This is a genomic window from Priestia sp. D51 (assembly GCF_053345675.1).
This window is the reverse complement of sequence record NZ_JBLTIR010000001.1, coordinates 709,095-734,813: the sequence shown is the minus strand read 5'-3', so window position 1 is coordinate 734,813 and position 25,719 is coordinate 709,095. Positions and strand designations below refer to the sequence as shown.

At 39.7% G+C, this 25,719-nt stretch carries 23 protein-coding genes; all 23 read right to left on the bottom strand.

The annotated features are described in order from the left end of the window. Positions 1–13: 13 nt before the first annotated feature. Positions 14–313, bottom strand: a complete 300-nt coding sequence (locus tag ACNHOZ_RS03865) for a YlxQ family RNA-binding protein (protein ID WP_013058837.1) — start codon at positions 311–313, stop codon at positions 14–16. Then, on the bottom strand, positions 313–594 hold the full coding sequence (gene rnpM, locus ACNHOZ_RS03860) for an RNase P modulator RnpM (protein ID WP_013058838.1): 282 nt from the start codon (positions 592–594) through the stop codon (positions 313–315). The genes ACNHOZ_RS03865 and rnpM overlap by 1 nt, the downstream gene beginning before the upstream one ends. Positions 595–607: 13 nt before the next feature. Then, positions 608–1,720 carry a transcription termination factor NusA gene (gene nusA / locus ACNHOZ_RS03855; RefSeq protein WP_013058839.1) on the bottom strand — a complete coding sequence of 371 codons (1,113 nt, stop codon included), beginning with the start codon at positions 1,718–1,720 and terminating at the stop codon, positions 608–610. A 37-nt stretch (positions 1,721–1,757) separates the two neighbouring features. After that, the gene (rimP, locus tag ACNHOZ_RS03850; RefSeq protein WP_013084764.1) at positions 1,758–2,228 is read right to left on the bottom strand and encodes a ribosome maturation factor RimP; all 471 of its coding nucleotides are present in this window, start codon (positions 2,226–2,228) and stop codon (positions 1,758–1,760) included. 364 nt (positions 2,229–2,592) lie between these two features. Then, positions 2,593–6,903: a PolC-type DNA polymerase III gene (locus ACNHOZ_RS03845; protein WP_048019857.1), complete on the bottom strand. Its 4,311-nt coding sequence runs from the start codon at positions 6,901–6,903 to the stop codon at positions 2,593–2,595. A 118-nt stretch (positions 6,904–7,021) separates the two neighbouring features. Then, a complete protein-coding gene (locus ACNHOZ_RS03840; RefSeq protein WP_048019856.1) occupies positions 7,022–8,719 on the bottom strand; it encodes a proline--tRNA ligase in 1,698 nt (565 codons plus the stop codon). Positions 8,720–8,823: 104 nt separating this feature from the next. Continuing rightward, complete coding sequence (gene rseP, locus ACNHOZ_RS03835) at positions 8,824–10,083, bottom strand: RIP metalloprotease RseP (RefSeq protein ID WP_028411405.1); 1,260 nt, start codon at positions 10,081–10,083, stop codon at positions 8,824–8,826. 78 nt (positions 10,084–10,161) lie between these two features. Next, entirely contained in the window at positions 10,162–11,310 is a 1,149-nt protein-coding gene (gene dxr, locus ACNHOZ_RS03830) for a 1-deoxy-D-xylulose-5-phosphate reductoisomerase (RefSeq protein ID WP_033579795.1), read from the bottom strand. 35 nt (positions 11,311–11,345) lie between these two features. Then, positions 11,346–12,137, bottom strand: coding sequence for a phosphatidate cytidylyltransferase (locus ACNHOZ_RS03825; RefSeq protein WP_028411407.1), 792 nt, complete (start codon positions 12,135–12,137; stop codon positions 11,346–11,348). Positions 12,138–12,155: 18 nt separating this feature from the next. Beyond that, positions 12,156–12,938: an isoprenyl transferase gene (locus ACNHOZ_RS03820; protein ID WP_048019854.1), complete on the bottom strand. Its 783-nt coding sequence runs from the start codon at positions 12,936–12,938 to the stop codon at positions 12,156–12,158. Between the two features lie 134 nt (positions 12,939–13,072). Further along, positions 13,073–13,630: a ribosome recycling factor gene (frr, locus tag ACNHOZ_RS03815; protein WP_013058847.1), complete on the bottom strand. Its 558-nt coding sequence runs from the start codon at positions 13,628–13,630 to the stop codon at positions 13,073–13,075. Between the two features lie 2 nt (positions 13,631–13,632). Next, positions 13,633–14,355: a UMP kinase gene (gene pyrH, locus ACNHOZ_RS03810; RefSeq protein WP_028411409.1), complete on the bottom strand. Its 723-nt coding sequence runs from the start codon at positions 14,353–14,355 to the stop codon at positions 13,633–13,635. 76 nt (positions 14,356–14,431) lie between these two features. Beyond that, positions 14,432–15,313, bottom strand: coding sequence for a translation elongation factor Ts (gene tsf, locus ACNHOZ_RS03805; protein WP_013058849.1), 882 nt, complete (start codon positions 15,311–15,313; stop codon positions 14,432–14,434). Between the two features lie 107 nt (positions 15,314–15,420). Further along, positions 15,421–16,140, bottom strand: coding sequence for a 30S ribosomal protein S2 (rpsB, locus tag ACNHOZ_RS03800; RefSeq protein WP_013058850.1), 720 nt, complete (start codon positions 16,138–16,140; stop codon positions 15,421–15,423). Positions 16,141–16,298: 158 nt separating this feature from the next. Continuing rightward, positions 16,299–16,826 (bottom strand): hypothetical protein, encoded by a 528-nt coding sequence (locus ACNHOZ_RS03795; protein ID WP_033579793.1) that lies wholly within the window; start codon positions 16,824–16,826, stop codon positions 16,299–16,301. 15 nt (positions 16,827–16,841) lie between these two features. Continuing rightward, positions 16,842–17,603 carry a FliA/WhiG family RNA polymerase sigma factor gene (locus ACNHOZ_RS03790; RefSeq protein ID WP_255904143.1) on the bottom strand — a complete coding sequence of 254 codons (762 nt, stop codon included), beginning with the start codon at positions 17,601–17,603 and terminating at the stop codon, positions 16,842–16,844. Positions 17,604–17,659: 56 nt separating this feature from the next. Then, a complete protein-coding gene (locus ACNHOZ_RS03785) occupies positions 17,660–18,154 on the bottom strand; it encodes a chemotaxis protein CheD (protein WP_028411411.1) in 495 nt (164 codons plus the stop codon). Between the two features lie 50 nt (positions 18,155–18,204). Beyond that, complete coding sequence (locus tag ACNHOZ_RS03780; protein WP_014458457.1) at positions 18,205–18,633, bottom strand: chemotaxis protein CheW; 429 nt, start codon at positions 18,631–18,633, stop codon at positions 18,205–18,207. A gap of 30 nt (positions 18,634–18,663) precedes the next feature. After that, a complete protein-coding gene (locus tag ACNHOZ_RS03775; RefSeq protein ID WP_255904162.1) occupies positions 18,664–20,643 on the bottom strand; it encodes a chemotaxis protein CheA in 1,980 nt (659 codons plus the stop codon). Positions 20,644–20,657: 14 nt separating this feature from the next. Then, complete coding sequence (locus ACNHOZ_RS03770; protein ID WP_447697046.1) at positions 20,658–21,701, bottom strand: protein-glutamate methylesterase/protein-glutamine glutaminase; 1,044 nt, start codon at positions 21,699–21,701, stop codon at positions 20,658–20,660. A 9-nt stretch (positions 21,702–21,710) separates the two neighbouring features. Next, complete coding sequence (locus ACNHOZ_RS03765) at positions 21,711–22,580, bottom strand: MinD/ParA family protein (protein ID WP_028411415.1); 870 nt, start codon at positions 22,578–22,580, stop codon at positions 21,711–21,713. Further along, entirely contained in the window at positions 22,573–23,670 is a 1,098-nt protein-coding gene (gene flhF, locus ACNHOZ_RS03760) for a flagellar biosynthesis protein FlhF (protein ID WP_028411416.1), read from the bottom strand. Before flhF ends, ACNHOZ_RS03765 begins: the two co-directional genes overlap by 8 nt. Continuing rightward, a complete protein-coding gene (flhA, locus tag ACNHOZ_RS03755; RefSeq protein ID WP_048019851.1) occupies positions 23,670–25,706 on the bottom strand; it encodes a flagellar biosynthesis protein FlhA in 2,037 nt (678 codons plus the stop codon). Before flhA ends, flhF begins: the two co-directional genes overlap by 1 nt. Positions 25,707–25,719 lie beyond the last annotated feature (13 nt).

Sequence of the window (25,719 nt, the reverse complement as noted above, 5' to 3'; positions counted from 1 at the left end):
CACCCCCATAAAATTAACCGAGCATCGTTGCTAGCTTTTTAGCAAATCCCTCGTCCATAACGGCTACCACAACTCGAGCATCTTTACCAATCGCTTGACCTAGCGTGTAGCGATCGGGAACGATTTTAACCGAAACGTTATAGTAAGAACATTTATCCGTTACTTTTTTCTTTGTGTTTTCAGACGCATCGCTTGCTAAAAGTACTAACTTTGCTTTTTGTTTCCGAACTTCTCTAACCACAAGTTCTTCTCCAGAAATCAATTTGCGTGCACGGTTTGCAAGCCCTAAAAAGGAGATCCATTGTTCATTCATTAGCGTGACTGTTTCTCCTTTTCTACAAGCGCTAGCAACTCTTCATAAACCGCTTCATCTATTGACGCGCCTAAATGTGTCGAAAGCACATTTTTCTTTTTTGCCAATAAAATTGCTTCTTTATCCTTGCTTACATAAGCTCCGCGCCCGGACTTTTTACCCGTTACATCAACTGAAACGTCGCCTTCTTTTGAGCGTACAACGCGTACTAGCTCTTTTTTAGGCTTCATTTCTCCAGTGGCCACACATTTTCGCATCGGGACTTTTTTACGATTGTTCACCTTGGCTCACCTCTTATTCCATATCTTCATCTGAATCAAATGCATGTTGACTTACTAGCATATCATCGCTGTTTTTTACAACCATACCTTCTTGTTCAGCTTCTGATTGACTTTTAATATCAATTTTCCAGCCTGTCAGCTTAGCAGCTAGACGTGCATTTTGTCCACGTTTACCAATTGCAAGTGACAGCTGATAGTCAGGAACGATAACAGTTGTTGCTTTTTCATTTTCATCTACAATCACATCTACTACCTTAGATGGACTTAAAGCGTTGGCAACAAATTCAACTGGATCATTTGACCAGCGAACAATGTCAATTTTTTCACCTTTTAGTTCATTTACAACAGCCTGTACGCGCTGACCTTTTGGCCCAACACAAGAACCGACCGGATCTACTTCAGCATACTCAGAATGAACAGAGATTTTTGAACGGTCTCCAGCTTCGCGAGCTACTGATTTTAATTCAACTGTACCGTCATAGATTTCCGGTACTTCTTTTTCAAAAAGACGTTTTAAAAGACCTGGGTGTGTACGTGAAACATAGATTTGCGGGCCTTTTGTTGTTTTTTCTACTTTCGTAATATACACTTTAATACGATCATGAGGTTTATACTGCTCATTTGGCATTTGCTCGCTTTGAGGAAGCAATGCTTCAATTTTGCCAAGGCTCACATAGATGAAGCGAGAATCTTGACGCTGAACAATACCTGTCATAATATCTTCTTCGCGATCGCTGAACTCTGAATAGATAACGCCTCGTTCCGCCTCACGAACACGCTGTGTAACAACTTGTTTTGCTGTTTGAGCCGCGATGCGTCCAAAGTCTTTTGGCGTTACTTCGATTTCAACCACATCGTCTAGTTGGAAGTTAGGGTTGATTGTTTGTGCTTCTTCAACCGAAATTTCCAGGCGTGGATCATATACTTCATCAACCACATCTTTGCGAGCAAACACGCGCATTGAACCTCTTTCTAAATTTAAATCAACGCGTACGTTTTGCGCTTGGTTAAAGTTGCGTTTGTAAGCAGAAATTAGCGCTGCTTCAATTGCTTCAATAATTACATCTTTGCTAATGCCTTTCTCTTTTTCAAGAATGACTAAGGCATCAAATAACTCACTGCTCATCGTTGGATAATCCCCCTTTAATATTGGCCCCTACACATTAAAATACAATCGCTAATCGAGCAAAAGCGACTTTGTCATATGGTAAAACCACCGTTTTTGTGCGTGTTTTGATACGAATAGATAATGTGACAGTTTCTCCGTCAAATGATTGTAATTCGCCTTCAAATTCTTTTGCACCTTCAATTGGTTCATATGTTTTTATGTATACATGCTTACCAATTGCACGTTCAAAATCTTTATCTTTTTTTAATGGGCGTTCCGCACCAGGCGATGATACTTCTAAAAAATAGTTATGAGGGATTGGATCTACTGCATCCATTTTCTCACTCAATTTTTCACTTACTGCTCCGCAGTCTTCGATATCCACGCCGGTATCAGAGTCGATAAACACACGTAAAAACCAATCTTTTCCTTCTTTTACGTATTCAATTTCAACAAGCTCTAAATTCATTTCCTCTAAGATAGGGGAAACCATTTCTTCCACTGTTTGTTTTACATTTTTACTCATTCTAATCCTCCCTTCGAGACATTGCATGGTATGTTTAGGTTACGCGTTTTTTATGTCTCTTATATCAAAAAAGAGTGGTTTATTTGCTATTTTTATTTTGCACTCTATAAGAGGTCTAACCTACTAGAGTGGAAATGTTGTCATTTGTGTTGCAGGATTTTAAACGTCACATAATAAATCAATCATGGTGATTGAAAATCTACAGAAAAAACGAATCATGCTAGAAGCCGATTCGTTCTCCATACTACTTACTATGTCAGTAAGTTCATATCAATAAGAAAGAGCGGGTTTCCCCACTCTTTCTCGTCCGTATCCTTAGCATTTCCACAATTACTATATCATAACCGCTTATTTTATGCAAATGTTAGAAAAGAGAAAGCTGGTTCTGATCAGGTAATGATTCAAGGCATCCATGGTTGTCTAGATACTCTAAAATCGTCTTCGATACTTTGCCTCGCTGCTGCAAGTCTTCTTTCGATAAAAACTCTCCCGTTTGACGAGCTTTTACAATGTTCAGCGCTGCATTTGTGCCAAGACCGGGAATGGCATTAAACGGTGGAACTAAAGACGTGCCGTCAATTAAAAATTCGTCTGCGCTAGATTCATATAAATCTACTTTTTTAAATGAATAGCCTCGTTCGCACATTTCTAAAGAAAGCTCAAGCACCGTTAATAAGTTTTTCTCTTTAGGAGATGCATCTAAACCTTTGGCATTGATTTCTTCCATCTTCGCTCGAATGGCAGTTGACCCTTTGATCATCGTATCAATATCAAAGTCATCTGCACGAACCGTAAAGTATGCTGCGTAATAAAGAAGCGCGTGGTGCACTTTGAAATAAGCAATACGCACGGCCATCAATACATAAGCAGCCGCATGGGCTTTAGGGAACATATACTTAATCTTTTTACAAGAATCAATATACCAGTCCGGAACACCATTTTTGATCATTTCTTCTTCAAATTCAGGTGTTAGCCCTTTCCCTTTACGCACAGACTCCATAATTTTAAAAGCAAGTGAAGGTTCAAGACCTTGATAAATTAGATAAACCATGATGTCATCACGACAGCCAATTACTTCACTTAAGTTGCAAATATCATTGCGAATTAGCTCCTGCGCATTACCAAGCCATACGTCCGTCCCGTGCGACAGTCCCGAGATTTGAACAAGTTCTGAAAACGTCGTTGGCTTCGTATCTTCTAACATTTGACGCACAAAGCGCGTTCCAAATTCAGGTATGCCAAGCGTTCCTGTTTTACACATAATTTGTTCTTCTGTTACGCCAAGTGATTCCGTTCCACTAAAAATTTTCATCACTTCAGGATCATCCGTCGGAATTGTTTTTGGATCAATTCCACTTAAATCTTGAAGCATGCGAATCACGGTCGGATCATCGTGTCCGAGTATATCAAGTTTTAATAAATTATCATGAATCGAATGGAAGTCAAAATGAGTTGTTCTCCATTCGGAATTACGGTCGTCAGCTGGAAACTGGATGGGTGAAAAATCGAAAATATCCATATAGTCCGGTACAACAATAATTCCTCCTGGATGCTGACCAGTTGTACGTTTTACGCCCGTACATCCTGCTACTAAACGATCCACTTCTGCGTTTCGTAAATGTAAATCACGGTCACCAGCATAGCCTTTTACATAGCCATAAGCTGTTTTTTCGGCAACTGTACCGATTGTTCCCGCACGGTATACATTATCTTCTCCAAACAGTACTTTTGTATAGTTATGAGCTCGAGGCTGATACTCTCCGGAGAAGTTCAAATCGATATCGGGAACCTTGTCTCCCTTGAATCCTAAGAACGTTTCAAACGGAATATCGTGTCCATCTTTAATAAACGGTACGCCACAATCGTCGCAGCTTTTGTCCGGCAGATCGAATCCAGAACCTACGGAACCGTCATTAAAAAACTCGGATTTCTTACATTTTGGACACACATAATGCGGCGGCAGTGGGTTTACTTCTGTAATTTCCGTCATCGTCGCAACAAATGAAGACCCTACGGAACCACGTGAACCAACTAAGTAACCATCATTTAATGATTTTTTAACGAGTTTATGCGAGATCAAGTAAATAACGGCAAACCCGTGGCCGATAATACTTTTCAACTCTTTCTCTAGACGAGCTTCTACTACTTCAGGCAGCTCTTCACCGTAGATGCTGCGTGCCATCGCATAACTCATTTCACGCATTTCTTCGTCCGCACCTTCAATTTTCGGCGTATATAAATCATCTTTAATTGGTTTAATATCATCGATCATATCGGCTATTTTTTGCGTATTATGAACAACAATTTCTTTCGCTTTGTCCCCATCTAAAAATGAAAAACAATTCAGCATCTCATCCGTCGATCTAAAGTGAACATCCGGCAGCTGATGACGGTTTAAAGGATTAGCCCCGCCTTGTGAACCAATTAAAATTTTTCGGTAAATTTTGTCTTCCGGATTGAGATAGTGAACATTTCCTGTTGCTACAACCGGCTTTCCAATCTTTTCACCAAGCTTCACAATATTGCTAATAATATCTTTTAAGGCTTTCTCATCTCGCACTAAATCTAGTTCAATTAAGTGCTTGTAGTTGTCAGGAGGCTGTACTTCGATGTAATCATAAAATTCAGCTACTCCTTCTACTTCATCAATTCCTTTTTGCATCATGCCTTCGAATACTTCGCCTCGGTCACATGCGGTTCCAATCAAGATGCCTTCTCGATATTTGTCGAGCTGAGATCTTGGAATTCGCGGAACTCGATAAAAGTAATTTAAATGAGAAATCGAAACAAGTTTAAATAGATTTTTTAATCCTACGTCGGTTTGTGCTAAAAGAGTCGCATGATAAGGACGGGCCCGCTGATAGGCATTCCCTTCTCCCATATAATCATTTAAGCGATCATGCATTGTAATTTCCCGTTCAAATGCATCTTTCAGCATTTTATTTAACAAATAGCCAGTTGTTTCCGCATCATAAATCGCGCGGTGATGCTGCACAAGTTCAATATCAAACTTTTTAGCAAGAGTATTCAAACGATGGTTTTTCATATGCGGGTACAAAAATCTTCCGAGTTCAAGCGTATCAATAACGCCGTTAGCTGCTTTTTCTAAACCGATTTTTTGCAGTCCCATATTTAAAAATCCCATATCAAAGCTTGCATTATGAGCGACTAAAATACTGTCACCCATCCACTCGTGAAAATCACGAAGTACTTCTGAGATTTCAGGCGCATTTTGGACCATATCATCTGTAATACCCGTCAGCTCAATTGTTGTTGCAGACAGAGGATGATGAGGATTTGCAAACCGTTCAAATCGATCGATGATTTCTCCTTCTTTCATCTTCACGGCAGCAAGTTCAATAATGGTATCGTATACGGCTGACAAACCGGTTGTTTCGACGTCAAATACTACGTAAGTTGCTTCTGTCAAATCCACATGCTTCGGATTATAGGCAATCGGCACGCCGTCGTCTACTAAATTAACTTCCACTCCGTACAGTATTTTAATGCCGTTCTTTTTCCCGGCTCCATATGCTTCAGGAAACGACTGCGCAACCGCATGATCAGTTATCGCTACAGCCGGATGTCCCCATTTTTTAGCTTGTCCGACTAAAGCTCCAACAGATGAAACGGCATCCATTTGACTCATTGGCGTATGCAAGTGAAGCTCCACACGCTTTTCATCTTCAGGCGCTGTATCTTGTCTAGCAGGACCGGTAATCTCGTTGACATCATTTCCAATCATAACTAAATCACGGACAAATGTATCATTTTGTACACTTCCGCGAACCTTTACCCACATTCCTTTTTTAATCGCTTGAAGTAAAGGAATATCTTCTTTGTCACGTGAAAACATTTTAACCATAATAGAGTTTGTATAATCTGTCACTTTAAAAATAAGAAGCGTACGTCCGCTTCGTAATTCTCTAGTTTCTGCATCAAATACGTATCCTTCAACGGCAATTCGCTTTTCTTCATCCACAATGGAGTCTAGGCGAACCGTCTCGTCTTTAATCGTATATCCAATTGTAAGCGGACCTTTTGGTAGGTCTGGTCCATCACTTTTTTCATTTTCTTTATTTTGCATTTCTGTGATGGCTTGTAATACTTTTTCTGTATCTTCTTGTTTTCGTTGCTCTACAAACTGCTGAAATGCTTCTTCTGAATGTACAACTTCCGTCATTAGCTGAAGGTTCGGAAAGCCATAGGACGCATACTGATCAGCAATTAACTGACTGTACTTTTTACGTAAAGCCGTTCCTTCTGCATCATGTCGTGCGTTCACAATCAATTTGGCACCGTTCAATCTCGGCATTTGATCTTGTAAAAGCGACTGTAAAAGCGGGGATATTCCCTGCATTTCTCCAATACAATGCTTCCAATATGACTGTACATGCTCTTCCGTACATTCTTTATTAACGGTTTGAACAGAAAAAGAAACACTCGCAATATGAGAAAAAGCTGAAGACATGCGAGCATGGAATAACTCATAGATCTCAAAAGGTAATAACCCTTCTAAAGAAAAATGAAAATGCCATTTTTTTTGTTCTTTCTGAATGACGAGCTTTTCAATCGCTGCGTTTTCAAAATAAGGAACAATTTGATCACTCGTCAGCTCTAACTGCTGCAGCAGCAACTTAAAACGCTCTTTTTTTCCTAGCGTTTGTGCTTCCAAGTTTTCTGCCTCCTTTTATAAATGAGTGCAATCTATTTTAACATAAATGACTTCTATTCTGTCATATGTTCTGTTTATAAACATAAAAACAGCAGGGATACAAATCCCCGCTGCTTCATTACTTCGCTAGCAGTTCTTTCACTGTTGAAACAAGATTGTCAACTGACACTTCTAGTGACTCCCCAGTTTTCCGTACTTTTACTTCTACAATTCCTTCAGATGCACGTTTACCAACTGTTACTCGAACAGGAAGACCAATTAAATCTGAATCTGCAAATTTTACTCCTGCACGCTCTTGGCGGTCATCTAACAGCACGTCAAAGCGATTATCTAATAACTCATTATATAATTTCTCACCTAGTTCACGCTGTTCATCATTTTTCACGTTAACTGGAATAACGTGCACTTGATAAGGCGTAACAGCTTCTGGCCATAGAAGACCGTTTTCATCATTAAATTGTTCTGCAATCGCAGCTACTGTACGAGAAACACCGATACCATAGCAGCCCATAATCATTGGCTGGCTGCGTCCGTTCTCATCTAGATACGTTGCTCCCATCGCTTCACTGTAGCGCGTTCCCAGCTTAAAGACGTGTCCGACTTCAATACCTTTAGCAAACTTAATAACGCCTTGTCCATCCGGTGACTGATCCCCTTCTTGGATGAAGCGGAAATCTTCGTAAGTTGCATTAAAGTTACGCTCATTCACATTTGTGTAGTGATAACCTTCTTCATTTGCTCCGCATACACCGTTAGCAATTGCTTTTACCGCATGATCAGCTACCACTTCTACTGAATCACTTACTCCAATCGGTCCTACTGAACCAACTGCGCATTTTAATACTTCTTTTGTTTCTTCTGGAGTTGCCAGTTCAACAACGGAAGCTTCAAAATAGTTTTTCACTTTAATATCGTTTACTTCGTGATCCCCGCGAACAAGTACAAGCACAAAACGATCATCTACTTTAAATAAAAGGGACTTGATACAAGAAGTCGCTTCAACATTTAAGAAAGCAGCTACGTCTTCAATGCTATGCTGATTTGGTGTTTCCACTTTTGTTAATTCTTTTTCAGCTTCATCTGATTTTTCATACGTATTTACAACCGGTGCCATTTCAACATTTGCTGCATAAGAAGATGTATCTGAATAAGCAATTGTATCTTCCCCGATTTCAGAAAGAACCATAAATTCATGCGTATCTTTTCCGCCCATTGCACCTGAATCAGCGATAACCGCACGGAAATTTAATCCGCAGCGCTCAAAGATGCGGCTGTAGGCAGCAAACATTTTATCATACACTTCATCTAAACTTTCTTGAGAAGCATGAAACGAATATGCATCTTTCATAATAAATTCACGACCGCGTAATAAGCCAAAGCGTGGACGTTTTTCATCGCGGAACTTCGTTTGAATTTGATATAAATTTAGCGGTAAACGTTTGTAGGACTTCACTTCGTCACGAAGCAAGCTTGTGATAACTTCTTCGTGTGTTGCTCCCAAAGCAAATTCACGGCCGTGACGATCTTTCATACGCATTAACTCAGGCCCATATGAATACCAGCGGCCAGACTCTTGCCACAATTCAGCTTGTTGTAAAGCAGGCATCAATAATTCGACAGAACCTGCACGGTCCATCTCTTCACGAACAATTTGTTCAACTTTTTGCAATACACGCTTACCAAGCGGTAAAAAGCTGTACACGCCGCTTGCATTTTGGCGCATATAACCTGCGCGCAATAGAAGCTGATGGCTTTTTATATCCGCATCAGCTGGCACTTCTCTTAATGTAGGAATCAATGTAGAACTTTGTCTCATAACCTCGCACCTCTTTGCTTACTTCTCTATCTTATTTTTTAAGGCGGACCATGCCGCAATTTTCATATAATCAGCGAGGGAATATCCCTCGCTGAGCGTATGTCTTATAAAAAGAACTTTTGAATATCGTTCCACGTTACAACGAGCATCAGCAGCATTAATAAAGCAAAGCCGATAAAATGAACAATCCCTTCTTTTTGACGATCAATTGGCTTACCGCGAATTCCTTCTACAGCGAAGAATAATAGTCGTCCTCCATCTAAAGCAGGAAGTGGAAGCAAATTGACAATCCCTAAGTTAATACTTAAAACGGCTGCCCATTTCATTAGGTAATAAATGCCTGACTGTGCTACTTGATCGGTTGCTGCGTAAATACCTACAGGACCAGAAAGCATATCCAGTTTGAACTGTCCTGTCACAAGCTTCCCAAGGCCCGTTAAAATTTCTTTCATCCACGTATATGTTTCAGTAGCTCCGTGCGTGATCGAACCAATGAATGACTTTTCAACCGGTGCATATACGCCAATTAATCCAATTGTCTGTTCCCCAACCTTGCGGCTTTCAGGTGTAATTGGAATATCTAGGGTTTTGCCGCCGCGCTGAACCGTGAATGTAATTTGCTGTTCAGGATGTTTTTGAATTACTTTTACGACATCATCCCACGTTGAAACACTTTGTCCATCAATTGCTTGAACTTTATCTCCTTGTTTAAGTCCCGCATCAACGGCTACTCCATCTGATGTTAATTTGCCCATCACAGGTTTGTCAACAACATATCCTTGAGAAATCCCAAGAACGATAAAAATAACAAAGGCTAATATAAAGTTCATTAGCGGACCAGCGAAAATGGCTAGCGCACGCTGACCAAGAGTTTTGGAAGCAAACTGACGGCTGTAAGGTGCAATTTGAATGTCTTCTCCGTCCATAACAAAGTAAGATTCTTCTGCTACCTCGAATTTTTGCAGATGTTCATCTTCACCTTCTTCATAACCTGAAATAAATAGATTATGCTCTAAGTCTGCTTGCTCTACCTCAATAACTTTTGCATTTGGATGCTGTTCCTTGTTATTAATAATGACTTTATTTACTTTGCCTTCCTTATCAAACATGAGGCCCACCATTTGACCAGGCTTAACTTCAATCATTTCCGGGTCTTCTCCAGCCATTCGAACAAATCCACCTAGAGGCAGTAAGCGAATGGTATAAACTGTTTCATCTCGTTTAAATGAAAAGATTTTGGGACCAAACCCAATGGCAAACTCACGGCATAAGATGCCTGCACGCTTTGCAAAAACTAAATGACCAAGCTCATGAAAGAATACAAGAGCTCCAAAAATGACGACAAACGCAATGACTGTGTTCAATGGGTATTACCCCCTTCATGTAATAGAGTCAAACCTCCACCCACCAAAAATAAGGGAGTGGCTTCTCTCGCACGCACATTATCGAGAGATGGCGGATCTAACAAACTCTCTTGCTTCTAAATCTACTTCTTTAATAGTAGATAAACAAGGTTTCTGTATTACAGTATGTTCATTCATTGCTTTTTCAATCACATCTTCAATTTGTAAAAATGTAATGTGACCATCTAGAAAGGCTTGAACAGCTTCTTCATTAGCTGCATTTAAAACAGTCGGAAGTGTTCCACCCGCTTTGCCAGCCTCAAATGCAAAAGCTAAACAGCGAAAACGCTCTTCATCCATTTTAGCGAAGTGAAGCTGACCAATATCCGCCAAACTTAAACGCTTGGTGTCAGGCAAAGACATGCGTCTTGGATACGTTAACGCGTATTGAATTGGCACGCGCATATCGGGCGTTCCAAGCTGAGCAATAACGCTTGTATCAGAATACTCTACCATAGAATGAATGATGCTTTCCTTATGTAACAATACATCAATTTTCTCATAGGGAAGATCAAAAAGCCAATGTGCTTCAATCACTTCTAGTCCCTTATTCATCATCGTTGCCGAATCAATTGTAATTTTAGCTCCCATTGACCAGTTTGGATGATTTAACGCATCTTCAACCGTTACTCCCTGTAGTTCTGCTCTCGTCTTATCTCGAAAGCTCCCTCCAGAAGCCGTTAAAATTAAACGGTCTATTGCTTTTTGATCTTGCCCTTGCAAACTTTGAAAAATAGCTGAATGCTCACTGTCTACCGGTAAAATATCAGCGCCATATTCCTTGGCTGCTTCCATGACAAGGTGACCAGCGGTAACAAGTGTCTCCTTATTTGCAATAGCAATTGTTTTTCTCATTTTGATTGCTTCTAGCGTAGGAGTCAACCCTACACTTCCAAGAACAGCGTTTACCAACACTTCTGTAGAAGGATGAGTTGCTACTTCCACAAGTCCTTCTTCTCCATAAACAAATCGAATAGAAGGGAATTCTGCTTGCAGTGACAAACAATCTTCTTTCTTCATTACAGAAACAAGGGCTGGCTTACACTGCTGAATAATCTTTCTTGCTTCGTTAATATTTCGACCTACAGAGATTGCTGAGAGCTCAAAATGCTCAGGATGCGCTCGAACAATATCAACGGTTTGAGTACCGATTGAACCTGTAGCTCCTAACAAGGAAATTTTCTTCAAGTATATTCACTCCTATTAAAACAAAGACATCTTTTTTATAGAGATAATAAAAAAGCTAAAATTGGCATGATGAACATTAAACTGTCAAAACGGTCTAAAATCCCACCATGACCCGGTAAAATTTTCCCTGAATCTTTTACGCCATAGTGACGTTTGAACGCTGATTGTACAAGATCACCCATCTGTCCAAATAACGATACGATAATACCAATTACAAGTAGCTCGATCATAGTTTGATCAATATTTGCTAACAGCTTAAATACAACGGCTACTATAATAGCGCATACGACGCCACCAACAAAACCTTCAATTGTTTTATTGGGACTGATTTCCGGCCATAGCTTTCGTTTCCCCATTGCTCGTCCAATAAAATAAGCTCCGGAATCCGTCGCCCAAATAATAAGGAAAGCAAAGAACAAATAAGCTAACCCGAACTCTTGACGAACCTCGATAAAATAATGAAAGCCAAAGCCAACATATACTGTTGTTAATAAAATAAACCCAACGTCATCGAAGGTAAATTTATTTTTAACTACAACCGTGTACATTAATAAAAGAAGGACAGCAGCAAGCGCTACTTCTATCTTATGTTCACTTAAGAATTGAAATGCAACATCTCTTCCGTTTGGTAGTAAAAACACCCAAGTTAGTAATAAACTAATGATACTTGGAAAAGACATTGCTTTCAAATGTTTCATTTTTAAAAGCTCAATTACACCAACTGTTCCGATCACATACATGATAAGGGTAAAAGGTAACCCTCCAATTAAAACAATCGGCACAAATACCGCAAGTGCTACAATCGCGGTGATAATGCGCTGTTTCATCTTGTTTTCCACACCTTCTTATACACCACCAAAGCGGCGACCGCGCTTTTGAAACGCCTCGACTGCTTCGATTAAATGATTTTCTTTAAAATCTGGCCATAATACTTTTGTAAACCAAAACTCTGTGTACGCTAGCTGCCAAAGCATAAAGTTACTTAAGCGAAGCTCACCACTTGTGCGAATAAGCAAATCCGGATCTGGAAGGCTTTTGCTCATTAAATAGGAAGAAAATAAATTTTCTGAAATAGAAGAGGAAGCCACTTTTCCCTGTTCTACATCTTCTGCCAATGACCGAATAGCGCCCACAATTTCGTGACGGCTACCGTAATTAAGCGCGAAGTTTAAAATCATCCCCGTGTTATGCTTTGTTTTTTCAATTGCCTTATCCACGGCTCGAATCGTATGGGAAGGGAGCTCACTTTTATCTCCCATAATACGAACTTGCACATTTTTTTCAATTAGCTCAGGCAAAAAGGTTGTTAAAAATTCCTCTGGCAGTTTCATTAAAAACTCAACTTCAGTTTTGGGGCGCTTCCAATTTTCAGTGGAAAATGCATATAAAGTTAATACTTTAACACCTAATTCATTGGCCAGTCTGGTCACATGACGTACTACTTTCATTCCTTCATGATGGCCCATCATGCGAGGAAGAGCTCGTTTTTGCGCCCAACGACCGTTCCCATCCATAATAATTGCAATATGTTCAGGAACAGGGTGCTGTTTCACTTGATCTTTTCGTTCTGACAAAGACAGTGTATTTAAATCTTGACTTTTCTTCCATGCTTGAAATTTTCTTAACATGCAAAGGTCCCCCGTTGTACGCTCTCACATAAACGTGTAGCTTATGTGAGTTTTTTCTTACTACACATTATTAACAAAAAAACCCCCTGTAAACAATAGAGGGTCTTTTACAATATATTTTACCTTGAAATGACTTAAACTGCCATAATTTCTTCTTCTTTATCTTTTGCCACTTTATCCACTTTTACGATATGGTCATCTGTTAGTTTTTGAATGTCATCACTGTAGCCGCGTAGATCGTCTTCAGTAATTTCACCTTTTTTCTCTAACTTTTTGAAATCATCGTTTGCATCACGGCGTACGTTACGAACCGCAACTTTTGCTTCTTCAGCATATTTTTTAACCATTTTCACTAACTCACGACGACGCTCTTCCGTTAAAGCAGGAATCGATAAACGGATAATAGTTCCATCGCTTGTAGGTGTTAATCCTAAATCAGATTTTAAAATAGCTTTTTCAACTTCACCAATTTGTGATTTGTCATAAGGCTGAATAACAAGCATACGAGCTTCCGGTACGCTTACTTGCGCCAATTGGTTAATCGGTGTTGGAGCACCGTAGTATTCTACCGTTACGCGGTCAAGAAGTGACGCGCTTGCACGTCCAGCGCGAATTGATGCTAGTTCGCGGCTAAATGATTGAATTGCTTTTTCCATTCTTTCTTTTGCGTTTTGCAACACTTGTTTTGGCATGTTTATTTCCCCTTTACAATTGTTCCAATGTTTTCGCCTGTAACGGCACGTTTAATATTGCCTTCTTCCGTAATTGAGAAAACAATTAGCGGAATATCGTTGTCCATACATAATGAAGAAGCTGTAGAATCCATAACAGCTAGTCCATCTTTTAAAACATCAATATATGTTAATGTTTCATATTTTACAGCATCAGGTACAAGCTTAGGATCTGCATTATAAACGCCATCTACGTTGTTTTTAGCCATTAAGATAACGTCAGCTTCGATTTCAGCTGCACGCAAAGCTGCTGTTGTATCTGTAGAGAAATAAGGGTTTCCTGTACCCGCAGCGAAAATAACAACGCGTTTTTTCTCAAGATGTCGAACAGCTTTTCTTCTAATATAAGGCTCTGCTACTTGTCTCATCTCGATAGAAGTCTGAACTCGTGTTTGCACACCAATGTTCTCTAAGCTATCTTGAAGAGCCAGCGAGTTCATTACTGTTGCTAGCATTCCCATATAATCAGCAGCTGCACGATCCATACCCATTTCACTACCAATTTTACCACGCCAAATGTTTCCACCACCAACGACTACAGCAATTTCCACACCTAATTCATAAACGGCTTTTACTTGTTCAGCAACAGATTTGATGATGGATGGGTTAATACCAAAACCATCTTCACCAGCTAATGCTTCTCCACTTAACTTTAATACGATACGATTATATTTTGCTTGACTCATGCTTACCTCCATCGTTAACGGTGAGATCTCTTTTGTAAAAAAGGGAACACACAGTGTTCCCTATACGGTCAAACCCTTACTTTTTAACTTGGTTCATTACTTCTTCAGCGAAGTTGTCTTGACGTTTCTCAATACCTTCTCCTACTTCAAAACGAACGAAGCTTTCAACAGTAGCGCCTTTGCTCTCAACGAACTGACGTACTTTTTGATCAGGATTTTTAACAAATGTTTGATCTAGTAAGCAAATATCTTCGAAGAATTTGCCAAGGCGACCTTCAACCATTTTTGCAACGATTTTTTCTGGTTTGCCTTCGTTTAATGCTTGTTGAGTCAACACTTCGCGCTCACGCTCAGTTTCTTCAGCAGAAACTTGGTCACGAGAGATGTATTTAGGGTTGATTGCAGCGATGTGCATAGCAACGTCTTTTGCAACAGCTTCTTCAGTTGTACCAGATAATACTGTTAACACACCGATACGTCCGCCAGCATGTAGGTAAGCACCGAATGCATCAGCATCAGTTTTTGTTGCTACAGCGAAACGACGTAGAGATAATTTTTCTCCGATTGTAGCGATTGCAGAGTTGATGTGTTCTTCAACAGTTGCACCGTTTTCCATTTTTTGAGTAGCAGCTTCAGCAGCGTCAGCTGGTTTGTTAGCTAAGATGTGAGCAGCTAATTCTTTTGTTAATTTTTGGAAACCTTCGTTTTTCGCAACGAAATCAGTTTCAGAGTTAACTTCTAAGATAACAGCTTCGTTACCTTGAGTTTCGATGTAAGTTAGACCTTCAGCAGCAATACGGTCTGATTTTTTAGCAGCTTTTGCAATACCTTTTTCACGTAAGAAATCGATTGCTTGCTCCATATCACCGTTAGTTTCAGTTAACGCTTTTTTACAATCCATCATACCAGCGCCTGTTTTTTCACGTAGTTCTTTTACCATTTGAGCAGTAATTGCCATAATGTGTAGCCTCCTTGTTTGGGTATGTAATTAATGTATATAAATGGGTTAAATCTTTTCAAAAAAAGGTGATAAAAGGCTATTCCCTCTTATCACCTTTCACGGAATTAAGCAGTAGTTGTTTCAGTTTCAACTGCTGTTTCTTCACCTTGTTTAGCTTCTAGAATAGCATCAGCAACTTTAGAAGTTAAAAGTTTAACAGCACGAATTGCATCATCGTTTGCAGGGATTACATAATCAATTTCGTCTGGATCACAGTTAGTGTCTACGATACCAACGATTGGAATGTGTAACTTTTTAGCTTCCGCTACTGCAATACGCTCTTTACGAGGGTCAATGATGAATAATGCATCTGGAAGTTGTTTCATATCTTTAATGCCGCCTAAGAATTTTTCAAGACGCTCTAACTCTTTTTTAAGTTGAACTACTTCTTTCTTAGGTAGTACTTCGAAAGTACCGTCTTCTTGCATTTTTTCGATATCTTTTAAACGTTTGATACGTTTTTGGATAGTTGAGAAGTTAGTTAATGTACCACCTAACCAACGTTGGTTAACAAAGTACATACCAGCGCGAGCTGCTTCTTCTTTAACAGAATCTTGAGCTTGTTTTTTCGTACCTACGAATAAAACAGTACCGCCGTCTGCAGCTAATTCTTTAACGAATTTGTACGCTTCTTCTACTTTCTTAACTGTTTTTTGAAGATCGATAATGTAGATGCCGTTACGCTCAGTGAAGATATATTTCTTCATTTTTGGGTTCCAACGGCGAGTTTGGTGACCGAAATGTACACCAGCTTCTAGTAATTGTTTCATTGAAATTACTGACATGTGTTTTTCCTCCTAATGGTTTTAAGTCTCCTCCGCTTATATCATCTTCAGCCGAAACTACAAAAAGTAGCACCATCAACCGAATCAACAAGCGTGTGTAATAACACCAAAAACTAATATAGCATACTCCTTTTTCACAAGCAAGCGTTTCATTAAGTTTATTGATGAAATTTCAATAATAATTCAATTTCAGTTTTCCCTCTGTGTAAATGTTTTGCAATTTCTTCAATTGTTAAACCTTTTCCCTTTAAATAAACGGAAAATTCTTTTATCTCTTCACCTGACAAATCTTGAATTTGGTCTGTAGTTAATTCATCAAAAGATGTGCTTATATGTTTCTGATTTTCTTCTATAGAGAGAAGTTCATGCAGCGACTGGGAAGGCTCACTTTTTAGATCCACCCTTTGAACAGGCACGTCTTCTTCATCTACCAAAGGTGATTTGGCGCTGCTTTCTTCCATTTCGGAAGAAAGCGAAGTTGAACGCTCACGAAGCTGCCGTAAAAACTGCTCGTTTTGTTCCTGAAATTCAGCGAGATATGAACTCATTGCAGCTTCCATTTTATTTATATTTTGCTGGTGCAAGCGTTCAATCCTTTTCACTTTGGTCACTTGCATATATAAAAGAATAATGCAAAACAGTGATAGACCATGAATTAAAAAACTAACTGTGAGTAAAAACCCCATCACTTTACCTCTTTGTTAAATTATTTTGCTTAAACTCGTACGCATTTTAAACAGCGCTTTCGAATGAATTTGAGAAATGCGTGAAGTGGATAGCCCTAACAGCTGCGCGATCTCTGTGAAAGTCAACTCCTCTTTATAAAATAATGAAACAACAAGCTGCTCTTTTTCATTTAGCTGCTCGATAACTTCAGCGAGCTCTTGATATCGTTCGTCGTTAATTAGCTCCTCTTCAGGAGAGAGCGTTTTTTCATCTTTAATCGTGTATTTTGGCTCTCCATCTTCATACTCTTTTGGCTGTTCTTCCATTGACAAAACGTTAGCTAAGAAGCCTTCATTCATTGTATGAACAACATCTGCTTCTGTCATGCCTACTTCTTTTGCAACCTCACTTGGTGCAACTCTGCGCAAGTATCTTTGTTCAAGTGCTTCTGTTGCTTGCTCAATTCTTTTCGTCTTTTCCCTTGCGCTTCTTGATAACCAATCTTCTTTACGAAGCCCGTCTATTATCGCCCCTCGAATTCGAAAAGACGCATATGTATCAAACTTTAAGTCTCTACCGTAATCAAACTTTTCCAAAGCATCGTAAAGGCCGATTAATCCTAAACTACGAAGCTCTTCTTTATGAATATTCTTCGGCAGCCCTACACTAATCCGCTGAACGTGATAGTTAACAAGCGGCATATACTTTTTAACAAGCATGTTTCCCGCATGGGAGTCTCTCGTCTCTATCCATTCCTGCCAAATTTTATGTTCTTCAACTTCTTGTATACTTTTCAAGGGTCTTTCAACTCCTTTTTATAGCGCTATTAAACGGTCAACGGTCAGAGCGCGCTTTATATCGTTTTTATCCCTTCATTAATCGTACGAACCTTTAAAATAGCCGTTTGAGGATCAAATTCAATTGTGCGTCCGTTGTGTCCTCCTGTAGCTTTTGCTGCAATTTCTACACTGTTTCTATGCAGTTCTCTCTCCACTGCTTGAACATTTCGAAGGCCAATTCGCATCACATCATTTCTTGGTTCAAATTGAAACATCTGTGCGCCCCCTGCTATTTTTGCTTTTAATAATCTTCTATGTGCACCTTGTTTAATCAACATATTTATCAAATCAAAAATGGCTGTATCTGCATATTTAGCTCTATTAAAAGGACATTTAGCCCCGCTTGAATCGGGAAGCATTACATGAGCGAGCCCAGCTACTGAGTGAACAGAGTCGTAAACGACAACTCCTACACATGACCCTAATCCCGCTGTTCGAAGCACTGCGGGTGCATGTGTAACATTCATCTCGGCAATTCCTACCTTAATCACTTGTTTATCATCTCTCACGATTCTTCAACTCCTAGAAACTTCAGCGTGATATCCATTATTCGCTTGGCTCACTGGAGGTGGTCTTCTAAAGAGAGAACTTTAGGTAAATTTAGAAGAACAATTAAACGGCTATCTACTTTAACAACTCCGTTCAAGTATTCTACAGCTGTTCCTTCAACTGTTTCAGGCACTGAAGCAATCGTTTTTTCATCAATGTCTACTACATCATTTGCCGCATCCACAATCAAACCTGCTTCTACATCATTAAGACGAACCATAATAATACGTGTCAGCTCATGGTTAAGCTGTTCTTGTAAGTTAAAACGAGTGCGCAAATCAATAATCGGTGTAATAACACCGCGAAGATTAATAACACCTTTTACATATTCTTTTACTCCAGGAACGCGTGTTATGTGCTGAATCTTTTCAATCGATTGCACTTCTTCTACTGAAATTCCGTACTCCTCGTCCCCCAATTGAAACACAATAATTTTCATGCCTTTCTCCCTTTCTTTTTACAGCATTTGTTATTTGATCAAAGCGTTGCAATCAATGATAAGTGCTACTTGTCCATCGCCTAAAATCGTGGCTCCTGAAATAGCAAATACACCCGGCAGATAATGACCTAAAGATTTTAAAACGATTTCCTGCTGACCGATAAAAGAATCAACAATTAGCCCGGCGGTCTTTTCTCCTTTTTTCACAATAACGACGGAATAATGATCTCTTTGTACCGGGTTAGGCACAGTAAATAGTTCTTTTAAATCAATAAGAGGAATAATGGCTCCTCGAAAGTCAATAACCTTTTGACCATGTACATGCATGACCTCTTTCAGCTGAACAATAGCTGTTTCAATAATCGAAGAAAGCGGTAAGGCATAGCGCTCTTCACTCATTTGCACGAGTAAAGCAGAAATGATAGACAGAGTGAGCGGCAGTTGAATAGAAAAACGCGAACCGTATCCTTCGTTAGAATCGATCGTTACAGAACCCCCTAGCGATTCAATCGTGTTTTTCACGACATCTAGACCTACTCCTCGTCCGGAAACATCTGAAATTTGTTCAGCCGTCGAAAAGCCCGAAGCGAAAATGAGCTCGTACACTTGTTTATCCGTCAGCGTTTCAGCAGTTTTCCCATCGATAATTCCTCGATCTAACGCTTTTTGCAGTACCTTTTCACGATTGATGCCCGCCCCGTCATCTTCTAAATCAATAAAGACATGATTTCCGCTATGATAAGATTTAAGGCGAATCGTTCCCTTTTCATTCTTTCCATTCTTTAAGCGTGCTTGAGGCATTTCAATTCCGTGGTCAACGGCATTTCTTAATAAGTGAACAAGCGGATCTCCAATTTCATCAATGACGGTCCGGTCCAACTCTGTATCAGCTCCGACAATTTGAAGTTCAATTTGTTTCCCTAAATCTTTTGAAAGCTGTCTCACCATACGGGGAAACCGATTAAAAACGGTTTCTACAGGCACCATACGCATATTTAAAATAATCGTTTGCAAATCTCCAGAAATACGGGACATCCGCTCTACCGTTTCGTCTAATTCGCTATTATTCAATTCTTTTGATATTTGTTCTAACCTGCCTCTATCAATAACTAGTTCTTCAAACAAGTTCATGAGACTGTCCAAACGGTCAATATTGACTCGAATCGTCTTGTTATTTGAGAGCTGTCTTTTCTCTTCAACAGGCGATTTAGAAGGTGCTGACACAGTAACTTCCTGTATAGCTGCTGCTTCTTCTTGTGAAACAAGCTCCTGCATTTCTGTCTCCTTTTTTATGGGGACCGCAGCAATTTTCACGCTTTCTACTTCAGAGACCTCCATAATGCTCGCCTTCAGCTTTTCTTGCGATTCGCTTGTTACTAATATAACGATAAAAGATGATTCAAATTTTTCTTGTTCGATATCTTGAACAGTTGGCGCTGACTTAATGACGTCTCCCGCTTGCTCTAACACATCAAATACCATATATGCACGCGCAGCTTTTAACAGACAGGTGCGTTCGAGCTGTACGGTTATTTCAAACGCATCAAATCCTTGCCCTGCTGTTTGACTGAGCAGCGTTTGTACGAACTCATCATACTCAATAGAAGAAGCCGCATGCTCTGCTACGGGTTCCTCTGCTACAATACGCTGCAGCTTTTGAACAAGCAATTTGACATCAAGCTGACCATCGCCCCCTTCAGAAATAGATTGAACCATTATTTCTAGCGCATCGACTGATTCAAACAAAGCATCAAGAACTTCCGTGTGAGCGTCGATTTGATGATTTCGAACGGCATCTAGCACGTTTTCCATTTTGTGAGTTAATTGTGCTAAATCATCAAATCCCATTGTTGCAGACATACCTTTTAACGTATGAGCAGACCGAAAAATTTCATTTACATAACCAAGATCATCGGTATTTTTTTCAAAACGCATTAGCTGGTCGTTAACGTTTTGAAGATGTTCCTTGCTTTCTTCAATAAACACTTCTAGATATTGATTCATATCCATCGTAACTTTCCCTCCTATTTCTGTGCGTAGCGAGAAATAAAGCTTCCAACGCTTCGCAGCGGTTCAATATAATCAACAAGCTTTGTAGAAACAGCTGATTTGGGCATCCCATAAATGACAGCTGTTTCTTTAGATTCAGCCAATATAAGCGCGTCTTTATTTTTCTTTAAATCAATAATGCCTTCCGTTCCATCCGCCCCCATTCCCGTCAACACAATAGCAAGTTTTTGATAACCTGAAATTTTACTAATCGACTGAAACAAACGATCCACTGAGGGGCGATGTCCCTTTACAGGTGAAGAAGTGTCTAAACAAATGCTGAGCTGTCCTTCTTTCTCTACAACCGTCATATGAAAACCTCCAGGCGCAATGTACGCACATCCTGAGCGCACGATTTCATTGTCTTGTGCTTCTTTCACTTCAATATCAGCTAGCTGATCTAGTCTAACCGCTAATGATTTTGTGAAATTTGGAGGCATATGCTGCACAATAAAAATAGGTGCGTTTATGTCTTTTGAAACAGTTGATAATACTTCTTGCAGCGCACGCGGTCCTCCAGTAGAAGTGCCAATACAAATCATTTTGTTCACTTTCGTCCCCATCGGGAGGTTATATACACTTCTGTTTTGCACGTGCTGATGACTGCTTGAAGATATGTTGGCTTTACTAGCAAGCAATAGTTTAGAGATAAGCTCATCTTTCACTTTATGTAAGTCCAGCGAAATAGCTCCCGAAGGTTTAGCAACAAAATCAACTGCGCCGTACTGCATAGCGGTCAGCGTATTTTCAGCACCTTCTATTGTTGTACTCGATAACATGACAACAGGAAGGGGCTTCACACGCATAAGCTGCTTTAACATATCTAAGCCATTCATTTTAGGCATTTCGATATCAAGTGTCACAATGTCTGGCGACAGCTCGAGCGCTTTTTTCAACCCTTCTTCACCGTTACGTGCGGTACCCACAACGTGAAAACGACTGTCACATGCTAAAAAATCGCCGATTAGCTTTCGCATAAATGCAGAATCATCTACAATAAGCACCTTTATTTCATTCACTCTCATTTCCTACCTTTCAAGAAAAAATCGTTTGAGGCGCCGAATAAACATTCCCTCGTTTTTAGCCGTTATCCTATTGTCTTGAGGAATAAGAATATTCACCATTTCTATTAGTGATACACTTGCTTTAGATGTTGGGTTTTGAAGCAAAAAAGGCATTTGGCGATTGACCGCTTTCTGGACAGCTTGATCGTTTGGCACAATACCTAATAGAGAAATAGATATGTTCAAAAACTGCTGAACAGCTCGGTTAAATCGTTCATACGTCTCATTTCCTTCTTTGTCAGAAAGCGTTTTGTTAATAATAAGACGAACCGGTGCTGATACAGAATAGGAAGCTGCTAGCTTAATAGCAGCGTAAGCATCTGTGATAGATGTAGGTTCGGGTGTTGTGACCACGATCATTTCATCTACAGCTTTTAAAAACTTAAGCACACTCTCTGACATGCCCGCTCCCATATCAAAAATCATGTAATCGTATTGATTTGTCAAAGAACTCAATTCTTGTATTAAATGAGCAAGGTCCGATGGAGACCATTCAAATACAGAGGAAATTCCCGTTCCACCAGCCACATAAGCTAAATCTTCAGGACCTTTTTTAATAATTTGCTGGATGGAAAGCTTTTTTTCTAGCAAATCAACCATCGTATAGGAAGCAGTTTGTCCAATCAAAATATCAATATTCCCCATCCCTATATCCATGTCAAAAAGAAGAACTCTTTGCTTTTGCTTCGTTAGCGCAAGAGATAAGTTTAATGATAGATTCGACTTTCCAACTCCTCCTTTTCCGCTTAACACGGCTATCGTTTTACAATTCCTTAAAGAGTTTTGATGTTTCTTTAACACTTTTTCTCTTAAAACTGCTGCTTGATCATTCATCTTTCCAATCTCCAAACACATCGTCGATAAACTCTTCTATTTTAAATGACGAAACATCTTCTGGTACATCCTGCCCGTTTGTTGTAAAAGCAGCTCGTTGGCCGTAACGATACAACATATTTAAAAGCGAACCTTTGTGAGTTGTTTCATCTCGCTTCGTAAAAATCAGTTGATCAACAGGGAGACTAGCAAAACGTTCATATATAGCTTTCATATCTGATGCTTTTGACGTTAGTGCTAGAACAAGAAACGTTTGCAAATCTTCTTGAAACGTAATAATTTTCTTTAAATCATTTACATATTGCGGTTCTAAAAAGTTACGGCCTGCTGTGTCAATAAAAATCACATCGTATGCTTTTGTTTCCAGCAAAGCTTTTTTAAAATCTTCTCCGTTATAGCAAATCGTTAAAGGCGCATTTAAGATCGAAGCGTACGTCTTGAGCTGCTCAATCGCTGAAATTCTATAGGTGTCCGTTGTGATAAATGCTATTTTTTGATTTTGTTCTAGGACACACTTTGCAGCCAATTTAGCAAGAGTGGTTGTTTTACCGACACCTGTTGGCCCTACTACACTTACATATTTTTTGAAAGGACCGCTCCATTCACTTGCTTTAAACTGATTGGTAAACCAGTTTTTCGTCCACTTCATGAGTTGGTTTGAGTTAGGGCGATGTAAGTAGTAGTATTCTAGCATAGGAGCCTCCAAGTTTTCTAAAATAGCTTCGTCTATTTCTTGCAAACGCAAATAAGCAAGCACATCTTCCACTACTTTTGGATATGAACCTGAAGAAACCTTTGGCATTTGACTCATTTGTGAGACAAGAGTATTTAACTCACTGAGCTGCTGTTTCATAAAAGATTGATTATCTTCCATACTGGGTTCTGGCGGCGCTGAGTTCTTCTTTACGCTCAGCTTTTCTACGGGATCGACAGCTGCCAATACTTCTATTTTCGCCTTAGTAAATAAGCCAAGAAAACCTCCTGTTCGAATTTGTTTCGAATGTAAAATAACCGCTTCCTCACCTAAATCTGAACGAATGGCTTTCATAGCTTGCGGCATAGATTCTACTACATATTTTTTTACTTTCATCAGATATCCACCACTCCAACACTTTGAACTTCAACATTTGCTTCTAACTCGTTATATGATAAAACCGCCATATGAGGAAAATACCGCTCAGTGATTTGACGCACGTACATCCTCACTGCAGGAGAACATAACACAATTGGAGACTGTTCTTGAAAAGAAAGTGTTTCTATTTGCTTAGCTATACTTTCCACAATAGCTTGTGAAACGTTAGGGTCTAGTGATAAATAGTTCCCATGTTCCGTTTGTTGAACAGCTTCCGCCATCGTTTTTTCAACTTTTCCTGAAAGGGTAAGAACTCGAAGCAGACCTTCTTGGACCGTATATTGACTGGTAATTTGCCTTGCAAGTCCTTGCCTGACATATTCAGTTAACAAATCGGTGTCTGACGTCATTTTTCCGTAGTCGGCCAGCACCTCAAAAATAATGGGTAAATTTCGAATTGAGACGCTCTCTTTTAAAAGTTTTGCCAGTACCCTTTGAATGTCTCCAACGGAAAGCGGATTAGGCGTTACTTCCTCAATTAAAATAGGATATGTTTCTTTTGTGTGATCAATTAGTTGCTTTGTCTCCTGCCTTCCAATCAGCTCATACGCATACGATTTTATAACTTCTGTTATGTGCGTAGACACAACCGACGGTGGGTCCACAACGGTATACCCAAACATCTCAGCCTGCTCCTTCACCGACTCGCTAATCCATTTCGCAGGCATTTTAAAAGCTGGTTCTAACGTATCAATTCCTTCAATCAACTCATCATCCATTCCGGGACTGATTGCTAAGTAGTGATCGAGCAGCAGCTCCCCTTTCGCCACTTCATTGCCCTTTATTTTAAGACAGTATTCGTTGGGCTGAAGCTGAATGTTATCTCTGATACGAACAACTGGAATGACTAATCCTAGCTCAAGTGCCAGCTGGCGCCTAATCATAACAATTCGATCGAGTAAATCGCCTCCTTGATTCGTATCAGCAAGCGGAATTAATGCATACCCAAATTCAAATTCAATCGGATCAACGCTTAATAGATTGACAACACTCTCTGGACTTTTCATTTCATTGTCTTCTAGCTCTTCTTCAGTAGGGGCCATTTCTTCACGAACCGCCTGATTTTTAGCCTGAGACAAATAATAGCCTCCCACCCCTAATAAAATAGCAATAGGCATTGTAATGACATCATTAATTGGCGTGATTAAACCAAGAGCGGCAATTGTTCCTCCAGTTACATAAAGCATAACGGGAAAAGCAAACAGCTGCCGTGTAATATCTTCGCTCAAATTGCCTGTTGAAGCAGCTCTCGTGACGATAATTCCCGTCGCTGTTGAAATCATGAGGGCTGGAATTTGACTCACTAATCCATCGCCTACTGTTAACAAAGTAAACGTTTGGGATGCTTCAGTGATGGACATTCCCATTTGCAGCATGCCGATAATAATTCCAAACAAGATGTTAATAAGGGTAATGACAATCCCTGCAATGGCATCACCTTTGACGAATTTACTAGCTCCATCCATTGCTCCGTAAAAATCTGCTTCGCGCTGAATTTTTTCACGGCGGTCAATTGCTTGTTTTTCTGAAATCATACCTGCATTTAAATCTGCATCAATGCTCATTTGTTTCCCTGGCATCGCATCCAAGGTAAAACGTGCGGCTACTTCAGAAACACGCTCCGCTCCTTTTGTAATAACGAGAAACTGAATGATAATTAAAATAATAAAGACAACAAACCCCACCAACGGATTTCCACCAATCACGAAGTGGCCAAATGTTTCCACTACTCCGCCTGCTTCTCCTGTTCCTAAAATTGAACGGGTTGTCGATACGTTCAAACCTAATCGAAACAGCGTAAGAACCAGCAGCAAAGACGGAAACACCGATAGCTCTAAAGGTTCTTTCATATTCATGGAAACGAGCAGTACAAGCAGCGCAAGAGAAATGTTAATCATGATTAAAATACTTAATAACCATGAAGGCAACGGAATAACAAGCATAACGATAATGAGTACAACACCTATAACAACTGGCAGTTCTCTTGCAGACATTAATTTTTCTCTC

Bases quoted from the DNA above. Each gene is read 5' to 3' on its own strand.
- frr (WP_013058847.1), bottom strand. From the start codon at position 13,630: ATGCCAAAACAAGTGTTGCAAAACGCAAAAGAAAGAATGGAAAAAGCA.
- pyrH (WP_028411409.1), bottom strand. From the start codon at position 14,355: ATGAGTCAAGCAAAATATAATCGTATCGTATTAAAGTTAAGTGGAGAA.
- ACNHOZ_RS03865 (WP_013058837.1), bottom strand. From the start codon at position 313: ATGAATGAACAATGGATCTCCTTTTTAGGGCTTGCAAACCGTGCACGC.
- ACNHOZ_RS03840 (WP_048019856.1), bottom strand. From the start codon at position 8,719: ATGAGACAAAGTTCTACATTGATTCCTACATTAAGAGAAGTGCCAGCT.
- rpsB (WP_013058850.1), bottom strand. From the start codon at position 16,140: ATGTCAGTAATTTCAATGAAACAATTACTAGAAGCTGGTGTACATTTC.
- ACNHOZ_RS03775 (WP_255904162.1), bottom strand. From the start codon at position 20,643: ATGGATATGAATCAATATCTAGAAGTGTTTATTGAAGAAAGCAAGGAA.
- nusA (WP_013058839.1), bottom strand. From the start codon at position 1,720: ATGAGCAGTGAGTTATTTGATGCCTTAGTCATTCTTGAAAAAGAGAAA.
- ACNHOZ_RS03765 (WP_028411415.1), bottom strand. From the start codon at position 22,580: ATGAATGATCAAGCAGCAGTTTTAAGAGAAAAAGTGTTAAAGAAACAT.
- tsf (WP_013058849.1), bottom strand. From the start codon at position 15,313: ATGGCAATTACTGCTCAAATGGTAAAAGAACTACGTGAAAAAACAGGC.
- flhA (WP_048019851.1), bottom strand. From the start codon at position 25,706: ATGTCTGCAAGAGAACTGCCAGTTGTTATAGGTGTTGTACTCATTATC.
- ACNHOZ_RS03780 (WP_014458457.1), bottom strand. From the start codon at position 18,633: ATGAAAATTATTGTGTTTCAATTGGGGGACGAGGAGTACGGAATTTCA.
- ACNHOZ_RS03795 (WP_033579793.1), bottom strand. From the start codon at position 16,826: ATGGGGTTTTTACTCACAGTTAGTTTTTTAATTCATGGTCTATCACTG.
- ACNHOZ_RS03820 (WP_048019854.1), bottom strand. From the start codon at position 12,938: ATGTTAAGAAAATTTCAAGCATGGAAGAAAAGTCAAGATTTAAATACA.
- ACNHOZ_RS03825 (WP_028411407.1), bottom strand. From the start codon at position 12,137: ATGAAACAGCGCATTATCACCGCGATTGTAGCACTTGCGGTATTTGTG.
- flhF (WP_028411416.1), bottom strand. From the start codon at position 23,670: ATGAAAGTAAAAAAATATGTAGTAGAATCTATGCCGCAAGCTATGAAA.
- rimP (WP_013084764.1), bottom strand. From the start codon at position 2,228: ATGAGTAAAAATGTAAAACAAACAGTGGAAGAAATGGTTTCCCCTATC.